Below are 13385 nucleotides of genomic sequence, written 5' to 3'. Positions count from 1 at the left end.
GCTCAATCATCTTCGTTCGGCACGGCATATCGAGCATCTTGACAGCCGGGTCGCCCCAGGGCACAGGGCGCCATGTGCTTGTAGCACGGTCATGACTGTGCTTTTTGAGGCGTCTCCAGCAGATGAGGCTGCAGGCCAACGAGACGAAGGCGTCGTGGAGTTCGGTCCGACGTTCTCATCGGACGGCGAGGCGTTTGAACTGGTGGAGCAGGGCGAAGGTCTGCTCCACGACGTAACGGAGCTTGCCCAGGCCCCGGATGTTCGGGGCGACCTTGCGTGAAATCACCGACAGGATTCGCCGCTTCGCACCTCTTCGCGGTTGGGGTTGAAGTCGTGGCCCTTGTCACCGAGCAGCGAGGCGGGGCGACGACGCGGGTGCCCGCGCTGTCTAGCCACGGGAGGGATGCCGTGGATCAGGGCGAGGGTCTGGGTGATGCGTTGAGCGGGGTACCGCGTCCGTCGCAGATCACTGGGTGCTTGCTGCCCGTCATGCGCCGGCCGACCTGCGACGGACCGGTGTCGGCTCCTTTTTCGCACGGATGTGGAAGCCGTCCACGCACGCCCTGGACTAGCCGAGTTCGCCGGCCGCGTTCAGCCGGCGAACAGAATGCGGTGCAGTTGATCGAAGACACCGGCCTACTGCCAGCGATCGAGGCGCCGCCAGCAGATCTGTCCGGAACCGAAACCTAGTTCCAGCGGCAGAAGTTGCCAGGCTATGTCCTTGTAGAACGTCCAGGATGCCTTGAAGACACAGCCTGTCCGATACCGGTTGCGGGCCCGGTGACGTCTCCGGCCAGGGCGGCAACAGCGGCCCGATCAACGCCCACCAGTCGTCGTCCACGGTCCACGGCCGAGTGCCGCGCGGCTCACGACGACCTTGATGAGGCTTTGTGAAAGTCCCCAGGCTCGCTCTTCGTTCTCCAAATCGTTGACCTGGCACTGTTGGGCCGGAGCCAGCCCGTTGGGAGACGACTACGAACGGAGCCGGTTGAGGAGGGGCGTCCAGGCGGCCTCGCCGAGCAGGGTGTCGCCGCTGGCTGTGCCGCCGTAGAGGAAGGCCGTCGAGGGCGCGGCGGGGCCCTCGCCGGGGAGACGCGGCCGGTGTCCTGCATCGTCCCGGGCCACCACCTCAACCCGGGCGCCGGCCGCTTGACGTCGGGCGGCCAACTGCTGCGCATACCGCAGGGAGGGCCACATCGCGTCGTCGGCACCAGCGACCAGCAGTACGTCGGCGCGTGCCTTCTCCACCGCAATGGCGGCGGCGTCCAGGCGTGAGGCGAACGTTCGCTCGCTCTGTTCGTACCAGCCACGGATCGCCAAGGGGCCGTCACCTTGTACGGCGGGCAGCCAGGAGTCGTCCAGCGGGACAAAGGGCAGCGGGCGTCCGCGCCAGGTCCAAGACGAGCGATACGGACGCTGCCGTCCATCGAGTCCCGGCCCGACGTTGCACCAGACCAGGGACGTCGGTGACACGGCGACCACCACGTCCACACGCGGCTCGTGCACCGCGGTCAGCAGCGCGGCCTCGGCGCCCTTGGACACACCGAGGATGCCGACGCGCCCCGCTCCGCGAGATCGCAGCAGCTCCACGGCTGCGACGAACGTCTCCAGCGGTACCTCGCAGATCCCCTCCGGCTGCCCGGGTCCGCCGAACCAGCGGATGGCCAGGGAGAGGAAGCCCTGCTCAGCGAGAAGACGGGCGCGCTGCCGATCTACCCGGCCGCTCGACCCAGCCAACACGACCACACCCGTGCTGCTGCCTGCGGCCGGCTCCAGCAGTACCGCCTCCCAAGGAGCCGTCAGCGCATACTCAATGACCTTCATCGCCTCCCCCTTCCAGGCAGCGCCAATCTCCATCCCAAGCACCCTAAGACGCATGATCAAGCAACACGGCATGGGGGCGTTACGAACAAGAATTTGGCGTTCTATACGGGGTAGTCACGGCGAGCAAGTCTGTCCCATCCATGAGCGAGGGTCGGGGGATTTCAACGAGCCCCATCAACCTGGCCGAACTGTGCGCCGGAAGGTCCGTGGTCGGTCTGGATCTGAGGGAACTGCTTCGGCCCCAGGAGGCTTCCCGGCAGCAGATGCCGTGGCCGGGCGGCCCTTACTCGATCCGTCTGTTGGCCCCGGACGCGTTGCGGTTTCCGGCCGCCGAGGACACGCGTGTCCACTGGCATGACGCTCTGCACATGGCCTGGGAAGCATGGTCCGGCTGAAGCCAGGCAGGCCCTTACACGTCACTCGTCCGTCCATGCCCCGGCAATGTGCTTGGACAGCCGCTCTACACGACGACTGGAACGGGGCTGGACCAGGCCCGGTGCGGTCCCTGCGCATGAGGCCGCGGCATCTGACGTACCGCGGCGGCCGTGACCCCGTGCCAAGTGCTCGCGCGTCGCGCCATCCACGGACCGCCGCCGAGGACGACCACACCACCGGCCCGGGCACCCGCCGTGCGCGCTCGCTGCACGAAGTCCTGCATCTGTCGCCGGGCCGCCGTGCCACCGTCCTCGCCCTGCACGAGCAGGATGCTCCGGCCGGCCAGTCCACCGACGTTTTCGCACGCCGGCAGGCGCGGGGCCAGCGCCACTACACCGAGCACCTGGGGGTGCACGGCGGCCCGCAGGGCGGTCCGCCCGCCCATCGCATGCCCCAGCAGGATGACCGGGACGTTCCCGGCCAAGCGGCCCAGGTCGCTGAGCGCTCGCAGCGCATCAGTCTCCGCGGCACCCTCGTTCCAGCCCCGGTCCCGATAGCGCACCTGGCCCAACAGCACCTCGTCCAGTGACACGGCCGATGCTGCGGCCCTCAGCACCGGCCGCATCCGCAACGCCGACAACTGCCAAGGACGCGTGGCACGACGGCAGACAAGTGGGCCTCCGTGCAGGACCAACACGGCCGCACGCGTCCGCTCCGGAAGATGGCGCACCCGCAGAGGCGTGGACGCCACCCCCTCACACCAGACCGACACAACGGCACCTCTCGCCCGACGCGGATCCCATGTCCAGAAGGAATCCGTCGCCGCCACAGCAGCCGCTTGCCCAGATCGCTGACCCGATCGAGTGAAGTCCGCTGCGCGCATGCGCGTCATAGGCCGACTCCGGGCGATGCAAGTACGTGAGAGCAACTGGCACCAGTAAGGAAACACGTGATGACGACCCAGACCATGCCCACCGCTAAGGCCGTCCACGATCAGTGGTGCACGCCTCGCCGTGGTCCAGTTCCATCGTCGTCTGTTGCCTTCAAGTCATCCGCTGAGGTTCCCGAGGCCGGCCTAACGAACCCTGCGCACTGTTGACGAGGACACTGTTCCGGATCATCTCTTGCGGGTACCCGCTACGGCGTTGCGTGATCGATGCCTGATTTTGTCCCCTCGTCTCGCACGCCACGACTGTGCCGTCGTGTCGTTCGCCAGACGACCACCACAAACGTCTGAGCTAGGGAAGTGGTCCATCCATCCCGCCGACGGGGCGTGATCGACACCCCCAGATGCCAAGGTCTCCGACAGAGTCAGGTACTCATCAGCTCAGGTTCCTGTCGACCCCTACGCCGTCCCGGACAACCTTTATCGGCCCGGCGTCGCTCGGGTATAGAGGATCCGGTCTCATCTGCAGAGGAGCAGCTCGTGGTTGACCATCAGTACGTTCTTCGAGGCCGTGTCGCGGTGGTGACAGGTGCCGCGCGGGGTATCGGTGCAGCGGTCGCCACGCAACTGGCTCGCAGGGGAGCGAAGGTCGCACTGCTCGGTCTGGAAGGGGACACGCTCGCGCGGGTGTCCCGGTCTTTGCCGACCCAGGCGCAGCACTGGGAGGTTGACGTTACCGACGACGATGCGATGGCGCGGGTTGCCGGCGAGGTCCGCGATCGCTTCGGCCCGCCGACGGTGGTGGTGGCGAACGCAGGCGTTGCGGAGGGCGGCCCGTTCGTCGATTCCGCCCCGGCCACCTGGCGGCGTGTGGTCGAAGTCAATTTGATCGGGAGCGCTGTCACCGCGCGTGTGTTCCTGCCCGCCTTGCTCGACACCCACGGTTACTACCTGCAGATCGCCTCCCTCGCGTCCATCGGCGCCGCACCGATGATGAGCGCGTACTGCGCGTCAAAAGCGGGCGCGGAGTCCTTCGCGCACGCTCTCCGCGCGGAAGTGGCTCCCCGCGGAGTCGCTGTGGGGATCGCTTACCTGAACTGGACCGACACGGACATGATCCGGGACGCCGACACGCATGCGGTCCTGCGTGAACTGCGAGCGCACATGCCGCGCCCGGCGCGGAAGGTCTATCCGGTCACGGACGTGGCGGCTCGCCTGGTCCACGGTGTCGAAAGGCGCTCGTCGACGGTGTATGTCCCTTCGTGGCTTCGCGGTGTCCAGACGGTACGGGCGGCCCTGCCCGGTCTGGTCGCCCTCTGGTCCCGGCGCGCCTTGCTCCGTTCCGAATTCCCCTCTACGGGCTTGCTGGGAGCCGGCGGCCGCGCGGGTCGCGGGGGTGCATAGCATTTCTTCTGCAGCCCTGGGCAGCAAGGAGAGCGCCGTGGCGACGGTGATCGTGGCCCGCGGGGAGCGCCGGCAGGGCAGCGCCTTCTTCTCGTGGTCGCGGTGGGTGGGGTGCTCGGTGTCGTCGCAGCCCTCGGAGCCGGCGTGAGTCGGCGCTGCCGCGTGCAGCGGAGATCGGACCGGACTCCTACCCGCGTAAGGGGCGGCGCTGAGTGCGAGCCCTGTAGCCCCCTGCCGTTCGCGGCGGGGTCCAGAACGGGGATGTCACCGACCACGTACGGTGCATCTCATACGTGCGTCGTATTCGGCGTGGTGGACGACTGCCGGGCGGCATTTCTGCGATATGCGGGGCCTGGCCACCAGGACGACCACATGTCCAGAACGTCCCGGGCTCGCTCGACGCCGAGGTCATCAGAACCGTCGAGGCCCGTTGGCCACATTCAGGCTCACGCCGCACAGGGCGCCCCATGAGGCTGCGAGCCTTCCAGACGTCTCTCACGCCTGTGCAGGAGAACGTTGAATAGGAATGCGTCGCAGGCGTCCGAGGCGAACCGGCACCAGGTGAGCGTGTGTGTCGGGCATTGCTGTGCCGATGACCATGGCCAGTCCGATCGCCGTATCCCATGCGCCGATGGTCCTGATCATCAAGCCTGCGACTCGCGGTGCTTCACCGCCAGGTTCCCGCGCGGACGCACAGGGCTTGGCCAGTCATGCGAGTCTGATCATGGTGGCGGCGCTGTAAAGGCGGTCGCGGCGCCCAGCGCACGGGTGAGGTTCATTTGTCATCGCCCTCTGTCCCGCCGTGGTCGTGCAATGGATCAAGGTTCCTTGTGGATCACTTTTCCTCATCCGGCGCGGGCTGATGCAGGGCGGGCCGTGCCGTATGGTCGGGGTGCCCGCGCGTACGGCGCGCCTCTTTCATCTCCGCCTCGTACAGATGCGCCCGGCCGTCGACGAGCTCCTGCCGCACGCGTGTTTCGACGTGGGTGAACGGCTGGTAGTAGGTGGCGTTGTACGCCTCGACGATCTGGAAGGTCCAGTGGCCGGGGATGACGTTGCGACCCACGATCTCGCGCTCCACCACGTCCGCCTGCTGCGTGTGCCCAGCCGCCCGCAACTGCTCTACGGCCTTACCCAGGGCCAGGTCGGCTCCTCCGGTGAGTTGATGGAAGGCATACAGATGCCCTCGGGCCCGCTCTACGGTCTCCAGTGCCTCCGATAGCGTGCCCAGGGCTTCGACCGTTGCGTCGCTGACGCCCTCGGGCCGCATATGCACAGCATCGGGCTGACCCTCGTGGTCCGCTGCTTCACTCATAGCGATGATCCTGCCCGGCCGCCCCTGCTGACGGACGTCGGCACGGCGAGGGCGGCGGTCATTCTTTCGGTCTGACCGTCGCCGGCACTGTCGCCAAAGGCGAGTTGTAGCGGGGGCACCAGGCGTTTGGGCAGGGTTGCAGGCGACCATGCAGTCGAGGTGCGGGCATCGGGCCGATACGGCGTGGGCGGCACTGGTTTCGTCTGGTGGTCGGAGCGGTGCCACCACCTGGCCACCGCGCAGCGCGCCGATGCCGTTGTGTGTGGCGGAACTTCCTTGGCGTGGCTATGCGGCGTTTTCACTGGTGCGATCCTTTTCGATTCCTTCGCGCAGTCGATGGAGGCCACGTCGGGTGTGGCTCTTGACCGTTCCCAGCGGCAGCCCGGTGAGCTCGGCGATCTGTGGCTGGGTCAGATCCTGGTAGAAGGCAAGGCACAGCACCTGACGCTGGCTGTGTTGCAGTCGAGACAGCGCGTCGACCAGGAGTATGCGGTCCAGGATCTCGGTGGGTTCGCCCTCGTCGTGTAGCTTCCACTCGGCGTCGTGGGCAGCGTTTTCGATCAGGCTGAGGCGCTTGGTTCTGTCAGCCAGTGCATCGATGATCTTGCGTCGGGTGATGCCGACGATCCAGCCGCCGAGCGGTCCCTTCTCTGGGTGATAGCCGTGTCTGCCGCGCCAGGCGCCGAGGAACACTTGCTGGGTGACATCCTCCGCCTCGTACGCGTCACCGAGTGAGCGAGTGAGCGAGTGGCCATTGTGCGGACGAGCGAGCCCCAGCGTCGGTAGACGGCGGCGAAGGCGTTCTCGTCGGCGGCAAGAAGACCACGAGCGAGTTCATCCTCGTGGCGGGTCCCTTGCAGGGCGGGAGAGCATACGTCGGTGTCTCGCGTATTCGTCGGCATGATCCGTTCCTCCTGCCGTCTGGGGTTGTGCGTGACTCGCGTTCGCCCGCACAGCGGATCGGGGCGCTGTCTGCGTCGGATTCGCCGGTTTCGTGTAACCAAGTCTTGTGAGAGGAAACGACGCACACAACACGCGTCGCTTGTGCGTCGTAAAATGAGAGGGTGGTGGACACGGGCGAGGTCGACGGCGAAGAGGCAGGGGTACGGCGAGGTGGCGGGCTGACCACGGGCGAGGTGGCGAGGCGTCTGGGTGTGGCGCCGACGACTGTCCGTTCGTGGGATCGACGCTATGGACTTGGCCCTGCCGCGCACACCGGCGGCCGTCATCGACGCTGGACAGCCGAGGACCTGGCCAGGCTCGACCGAATGTGCGCACTGACGGCAACTGGAATGCCGCCTGCTGAGGCGGCTCGAGTGGCCCTCAGCGAGTCGGTTTCCGGCGCGCCTCCGCACGACGCTGGTGATCCAGATGTCCCGCAACCTGCCGCTGTCATGCCCAGCCGCGTCGGCACCGGTCTGAGACCCGGCGACGTTCGTCAGGAATGCAAGGGAGTCGCCCGTGCGGCCCTACGCCTGGACGCTTCCGCCCTCGATGAACTACTGGCGAACACCATCGAGCAACACGGCCTGATCAAGGCGTGGACGGAGGTGATCATGCCTTCATTGCAGGCGGTCGGCCGCAAGTGGGAGGGCTCGGGAGAGCGGTATGTGGAAGTCGAGCACTTCCTGTCCTGGCATGTCTCCGGTGCGCTGAGACGCCACTCGCCTCCCGTGCCGGCCGATCACCCAAAGGCCAGCACGCTGCTCGCCTGCGTGCCTGCGGAGCATCACACCCTGCCGCTCGAAGTGCTGGCCGCGGTGCTGGCTGAACGGGGCCTGTCCGTTCGTATGTTCGGCGGTGCTCTGCCCGTCGAGTCCCTTGTCGCCGCCGTACGCAGAACCGGGCCGGCCGCTGTAGGGCTCTGGTCCCAGTCCCGAACCACCGCTAATCGGCCCCTGGCCCAGCACATCGCGGCAATCGAGTGGGGGGTGCGCGGCGCACGCAAGAGGTCCGTCGTCCTGACACTCGGCCCGGGCTGGGCCGCACAGACCCTGGCGGGTTGCCCGCGCCCTTCAGGACTGGCGGAGGCTGTGGCGGCAGTGGAGTCCGCCGTCCGCAGATGAGGACGCACTGCATGTCTGGGGTACACGAGTGGGTTGTGCCTGGCATCGAAGGGGAGACGGTGCTCGGGCGGGGACGCCTGTATGCCTCCTGTTGAAACCAGAAACGACGCAGACCGAGCCGGGACGGGGCCGGAAGAGCGGGACAGGCGCAGACGCGAGCAGGAATCCCACCCGCTGCTCACACCGCGAAACCTGACGCTGAAGGAAGAGGCACATGACCAGTCACTCGCACAGCACTCCCGACTCGGTTGTCGTCGGATCGGGCCTGGCCGGTCTCGCCTGCGCTCTGGACCTGTGCCGCGCCGGACAGCGCGTGGTGCTGGTGGAAGCTTCCGACGGCGTGGGAGGCCGGATGAGAACGGACCGTCGCAACGGCTTCTTGCTGGATCGCGGCTTCCAGGTGTTCAACACCTCGTATCCGCAGGTCAAGCGGCGCCTGAACCTGAGAGAGCTGCGGCTGAGGCCGTTCACTCCGGGCGTCATCGCGCACACTTCGACGGGACCCGTCCGGCTGGCCGATCCGACCCGGCAGCGGTCGGCATGGGGGGCACTGCTGCCCGGGCGCGTCCTGTCGGCGCAGGACCTGCTAGCCCTGGGCGTGCTCTTGGCGAGGGACGCCTTCCTGCCTACCAGAGTGCTCAAGCAATACCCGGACCGGAGCACCGCCTCGGCTCTCTCCGAAGCAGGACTGTCGGCTCAATCAGTTGCCGAGATCTTCAAGCCCTTTCTGTCCGGGGTGTTCCTGGAGGACAAGCTGGAAACCTCGGCTCGCTTCTTCCATCTGGTCTGGCGCAGCATGATCAGAGGAACGCTCTGTCTGCCCGCAGACGGAGTCGGTGCTGTTCCGGCCCAGTTGGCAGACGGCCTGCCCGACGGCGTTCTTCGGTTGAATGCGCCGGTCGACATGCTCACCCCTGATGGGGTGCTGCTGAGCGACGGCCATGAGCTGCCGGCCGCGTCCGTCGTGGTGGCGACGGACGCGGCCGCCGCAGCGCGTCTGCTGCCGGGCCTGACCGTTCCGGATGGCCGCACGGTGACCACCTACTACCACGCCGCCGAACGCCCCCCACTGACGGAGCCCACGCTGGTCGTAGACAGTTCCGGAAGCGTGCTGAACACCTGTGTGTTGACTCAGGTCGCTCCCACGTACGCTCCGCCGGGGACCGCCCTGATCTCCACATCCGTACTGGGTGCGGACCGGCTGGGCTCCGCCGATCGGGTGCTTCGGCGCCTGTCGGAGCTGTACGGCACTGAAACGAGCAGTTGGCGACAGGTGGGCAGTTACACCGTTGAACGGGCGCTTCCCGCGATGGAGCCGCCCTGGCCGCTGAGCCGTACGACGCGTATCGCACCAGGAAGGTACGTCTGCGGGGACTACCGGGCGACCGGCAGCGTTCAGGGCGCGCTGGCCTCTGGTACGCGGGCGGCACGGGAACTGCTCAGCGATGTGGCGTCGCGCTGAGGGCCGATCAGTTCGCGCGAGTTGAATCCGTGTGTGGTCCGGACGCGGAACAGAAGGTGGGGAAAGACCGGGCGAGCTTCCTGGGATATGGAGCGAAGTGTGAACCTGAGCGGTGCAAGCACTGGTAGCCGGCGTCGCTGCTGCGTCGCTTCCGTGGCCGCTGGCTTCGGCCGCTCCGGAATCGCCGTCGTGAGCCTCACACCGGTGCGTGACGCTTTCATCGACGCGGTCGCAGAACGACCGCAGGTGCGGACCACGGGGCGGCCTGAATCCAAGCCATTGCTGGGCGTCCGGCTGGGGGCAGTGATCCGGGAGACACGAACCAGGGTCACCGATGTCCTGGAGACGGCGCCAGGGAACGCCGATACCTGCTTCGTCGAACTTCGCGTGACGGACGCGGTCCTGCCGAAGCGAGCCGAAGGCAACTCACCCTTTGTCCTGGTTGCCCTCGTCTGTGCGATGGAAGCAGGCGCCGAACAGCGGGGCTCCGCCCTGGAAAGAGCTCCCGCCGTCGATCGGAGGGCCGGGTGAGTCTTCGGTCCGGTGCTTTCGAAGCGCCGCAGGATGTGATTATCGTCGGCGGGGGAGCGGCTGGACTCAGTCTTGCCTACCGACTGGCGGGGGCTTCCCCCTCACTCGGCATCACACTCGTCGAAGCCCCCGACGGGGCGTTGCGTCCTCCCGAGCGGACCTGGTGCTACTGGGACTGCGGCGAAAGCGACATCGACGAAGCGGTGAGCGCGTCCTGGTCCCGGCTGCGGATCCACGGCGCCGACGGTTCTGCGACGACCGTGCGTCCGTCGCCGCTCAGTTACCACATGGTGCGGTCCGCGGACTTTGAACGTCTTGTGCACTCTCGGCTCACACGTCTTTCGAGCGTACGCATTCTGCGGGCGACAGCGCACACAGTGCGCAACACGGCCGGCGGCGCTGAGGTGTTGTGCACGCCCGCAGACGGCCGGGTCCTGTCCTTGCGTGCGCGATACGCCTTCGACTCCCGCCCGAGGCACCATCTGCCGCCGGCCCGCACCCAGCTGACGCAGCACTTCCGCGGCTGGTTCCTGCGCACCGAGACAGCCCGATTCGACCCTTCGGTCGCCGACCTGATGGACTTCCGGGTGCCGCAGCCGAGCCATGGACTCGCCTTCGGCTACGTTCTGCCCTTGGCGCCGGACCGGGCCCTGGTCGAGTACACCGAGTTCTCCCGGGCCCCACTGACCACCGCGGCGTACGAGACCGCTCTCCTGCACTACTGCCGCCACATCCTGGAGCTGGGCGCGTTTGAGGTCGAATCGGCAGAACAGGGTGCCATCCCCATGACCGACGCGCGCCTCGCCCACCAGGTAGGACCGGCAGTTTTCCGGATCGGTACGGCGGGCGGCGCCACCCGGCCGTCGACCGGGTACACCTTCGCTGCCGTTCAGCGGCAGAGCCGTGCCATCGCCGCCTCCTTGCGTGCAGGCCATGCCCTGGTGCCTGCGCCGTACGGGCAGCGGGCTCTGGCCATGGACGCCGTGCTGCTGCGAGCCCTGGACACAGGGCGGATCAACGGTCCCGACTTTTTCACGGGCCTGTTCCGGCGTATCCCGCCTGAACGTCTGTTGCGCTTCCTCGACGGCGACACGTCCTTGTGGGAGGAGTGGAGCGTCGGCCTGCGCACCCCCATCGGCCCCATGCTCCGTACAGCCGTCGAACTGCCCTTCTTGCCCCGCCGTTCGCCACCCGAACCACGGACTGGAGAAGACCACCGATGACACAGCTGCGCGACCACGAACTGGCACGGGCTTTCGACCACGCCTCACGCACCTACGACCGCCTCACTGCCTTCAACCCCGGTTACCGCACAGATCTCCTACGGTCTGCGCGTCGCCTGCGGCTGCCACAAGCCGGAACCGGGTTGCATCTGCTGGATCTCGGTTGCGGTACGGGCGCTTCCACCAGGGCCCTTCTGCGGGCTGCACCATGCGCCAGGATCACCGCCGTCGACGCCTCATCAGGAATGTTGCGGCGCGCCATGGCCAAATCGTGGCCCGCGCGTGTGCGGTTTCAGCACCGTACGGCCGAGGAAATCGCGACGAGTGGAGAGGGATCGTACGACGCGGTGTTCGCCGCCTACCTGTTCCGCAACGTCACCGACCCGGACAGGATCCTGACAGCCGTCCGTTCACTGTTGCGACCCGGCGGCCGGCTCGCCGTCCACGAGTACAGTCTCAGCGGCTCCGCCACCCACCGAGCACTGTGGACGGCGGTCTGCCACGGCGTGATCATTCCCGCGGGAACATTGAGCGGCGATCGCGCCCTTTACCGATACCTGTGGCGCAGTGTCCTCGATTTCGACACTGCCCCCGCCTTCACCTCGCGTCTTTCGGATGCCGGCTTCGCCGGTGTGCGGGTCGCCCCCGTAGCAGGTTGGCAGACCGGCATCGTGCACACCTTCCTGGCGTCCAACCCCACCAGCACGCAGGCCTCGGACGCCGGATGAGAGTGCGACGGCAGACGGTATCGAGGGGCCGGGACCGCAAAGCCGAAATCATCATGCCCGCGCCGGGGCGCGCCCGTTTCGCTCCTGACGATGCGCCCGCCGTGGTCGTCGTCGGCGGCGGTATCGCGGGTCTGGCCGCGGCCACCCTGCTGGCCGAACGAGGCGTCCGTGTCACGCTCCACGAAAAAGAGGAGTCGCTCGGCGGACGCCTCGCAGGCCGGCGTACCCGCCTGTCCGACGGCTCCCAGGTGACGATGAGCCGCGGCTTCCACGCCTTTTTCCGCCAGTACTACAACCTGCGCGGCCTGCTACGGCGAACCGATCCCGGGCTGGATCGCCTTCGTCCGTTGCCTGACTATCCGCTACGGCACAGTGGCGGACTCACCGACAGCTTCGTCCACGTACCGCGTACCCCACCCTTCAGCGCGCTCGGCTTCGCCGCCCTGAGCCCGACTTTCGGCTGGCGCGACCTCACCGCAATGGACGCACGCGCCGCGCTACCGCTCCTCGACGTCCGGGTGCCCGAGGTCTACGACCGTTTCGACCGAATGAGCGCCACAGCGTTCCTGGACCGCGTCCGCTTCCCCGAAGCTGCTCACCATCTGGCGTTTGAGGTGTTCTCCCGCAGCTTCTTCGCCGATCCACGCGAACTGTCGGCTGCGGAAATGCTGCTGATGTTCCACATCTACTTCCTGGGCTCCGCGGAGGGCCTGCTCTTCGACGTACCCGACGAGCCCTTCCCCCAGGCCCTTTGGGAGCCGCTCGGTGAGTACCTCCAGCGCCTGGGGGCGGACATCCGCACCGGCACACCCGTGCGGTGCGTCCTGCCCGACGCGCACGGGGGAGTGGAAGTGCGGACAGACCACACGGTGGACGGGTATGACGCGGCGGTGCTCGCTCTCGACTCCGGTGCACTGCGTGAGGTGGTCGCCGCCTCACCAGGCCTCGGCACTCCGGGCTGGCGCGACGACATCGCCTCTGTGACGACTGCCCCGCCTTTTCTCGTATCCCGTATCTGGCTCGACAGGCCAGTCCGGGCCGACCGCCCCGGATTTCTCGGCACCAGCGGCTACGACGGCTTGGACAACATCAGCGTCCTCAACCACTATGAAGGAGAAGCCGCACGGTGGGCAGCTCACAACGGCGGCTCCGTCGTGGAGCTGCACGCGTACGCTCTGGCCGGTGACGCGGACCCCCTGACGGTGCGAAACCGTCTCATCGCGAGCCTCCATCGTGTGTACCCGGAAACAGAGCCGGCACGGATCGTCGACCTCCGGGACGAATGGCGCTCCGACTGTCCCTTCTTTCCCGTCGGTTCCTACGCGCGGCGCCCCACCGTGCTGACGCCCCACCCCAGGGTCACGCTCGCCGGTGACGCGATCCGCTGCGACCTTCCCGTTGCGCTGATGGAACGCGCGGCTACGACCGGATTCCTGGCAGCCGGGGCCCTGCTCGCGAACTGGGGCGTCCGGGGACAGACACTGTGGACCGTCCCTCGATCCGGCCGCTCACCTGTGATGCGATTTCTCGGCCGATGGGGGGACAGCTGAGCTTGCGGGGCCCTTCATCCG

10 protein-coding genes and 1 pseudogene are annotated in these 13385 nt (G+C 67.4%); 7 read left to right on the top strand and 4 right to left on the bottom strand.

Going from position 1 to position 13385, the window contains the following annotated elements:
• Positions 1 to 972: 972 nt before the first annotated feature.
• Together ACIQI8_RS44035 and ACIQI8_RS44030 are read right to left on the bottom strand one after the other, a co-directional pair.
• Positions 973 to 1824, bottom strand: coding sequence for an acyl-CoA thioester hydrolase/BAAT C-terminal domain-containing protein (locus ACIQI8_RS44035; RefSeq protein WP_402364568.1), 852 nt, complete (start codon positions 1822 to 1824; stop codon positions 973 to 975).
• A gap of 460 nt (positions 1825 to 2284) precedes the next feature.
• Entirely contained in the window at positions 2285 to 2791 is a 507-nt protein-coding gene (locus ACIQI8_RS44030; protein WP_402364565.1) for an alpha/beta hydrolase, read from the bottom strand.
• Between the two features lie 834 nt (positions 2792 to 3625).
• Between ACIQI8_RS44030 and ACIQI8_RS44025 the strand changes: the two genes are divergently transcribed.
• Positions 3626 to 4489 carry an SDR family oxidoreductase gene (locus tag ACIQI8_RS44025; protein WP_402364562.1) on the top strand — a complete coding sequence of 288 codons (864 nt, stop codon included), beginning with the start codon at positions 3626 to 3628 and terminating at the stop codon, positions 4487 to 4489.
• Between the two features lie 835 nt (positions 4490 to 5324).
• Here the strand turns inward: ACIQI8_RS44025 and ACIQI8_RS44020 are convergent.
• The gene (locus ACIQI8_RS44020; protein ID WP_402364559.1) at positions 5325 to 5804 is read right to left on the bottom strand and encodes a hypothetical protein; all 480 of its coding nucleotides are present in this window, start codon (positions 5802 to 5804) and stop codon (positions 5325 to 5327) included.
• Positions 5805 to 6089: 285 nt separating this feature from the next.
• A pseudogene (locus ACIQI8_RS44015) lies at positions 6090 to 6706 on the bottom strand (sigma-70 family RNA polymerase sigma factor).
• A gap of 162 nt (positions 6707 to 6868) precedes the next feature.
• Here ACIQI8_RS44015 and ACIQI8_RS44010 point away from each other — a divergent pair.
• From ACIQI8_RS44010 to ACIQI8_RS43985, 6 genes are all read left to right on the top strand, one after another.
• Positions 6869 to 7870 (top strand): MerR family transcriptional regulator, encoded by a 1002-nt coding sequence (locus ACIQI8_RS44010; RefSeq protein ID WP_402364556.1) that lies wholly within the window; start codon positions 6869 to 6871, stop codon positions 7868 to 7870.
• A 214-nt stretch (positions 7871 to 8084) separates the two neighbouring features.
• A complete protein-coding gene (locus tag ACIQI8_RS44005) occupies positions 8085 to 9332 on the top strand; it encodes an NAD(P)/FAD-dependent oxidoreductase (RefSeq protein ID WP_402364553.1) in 1248 nt (415 codons plus the stop codon).
• A 153-nt stretch (positions 9333 to 9485) separates the two neighbouring features.
• On the top strand, positions 9486 to 9863 hold the full coding sequence (locus tag ACIQI8_RS44000; protein ID WP_402364550.1) for a hypothetical protein: 378 nt from the start codon (positions 9486 to 9488) through the stop codon (positions 9861 to 9863).
• On the top strand, positions 9860 to 11086 hold the full coding sequence (locus ACIQI8_RS43995) for a lycopene cyclase family protein (protein ID WP_402364547.1): 1227 nt from the start codon (positions 9860 to 9862) through the stop codon (positions 11084 to 11086). The genes ACIQI8_RS44000 and ACIQI8_RS43995 overlap by 4 nt, the downstream gene beginning before the upstream one ends.
• Positions 11083 to 11814: a class I SAM-dependent methyltransferase gene (locus tag ACIQI8_RS43990; RefSeq protein WP_402364544.1), complete on the top strand. Its 732-nt coding sequence runs from the start codon at positions 11083 to 11085 to the stop codon at positions 11812 to 11814. The genes ACIQI8_RS43995 and ACIQI8_RS43990 overlap by 4 nt, the downstream gene beginning before the upstream one ends.
• On the top strand, positions 11811 to 13364 hold the full coding sequence (locus ACIQI8_RS43985; RefSeq protein ID WP_402364541.1) for an FAD-dependent oxidoreductase: 1554 nt from the start codon (positions 11811 to 11813) through the stop codon (positions 13362 to 13364). The genes ACIQI8_RS43990 and ACIQI8_RS43985 overlap by 4 nt, the downstream gene beginning before the upstream one ends.
• The last annotated feature ends 21 nt before the right edge of the window (positions 13365 to 13385 follow it).

The sequence above is a fragment of the Streptomyces sp. NPDC092369 genome (genome assembly GCF_044755245.1).
In the GTDB taxonomy this organism is placed as follows: domain Bacteria; phylum Actinomycetota; class Actinomycetes; order Streptomycetales; family Streptomycetaceae; genus Streptomyces.
The sequence above is the reverse complement of the archived record's forward strand: the minus strand, read 5'-3'. Positions and strand labels throughout refer to the sequence as shown.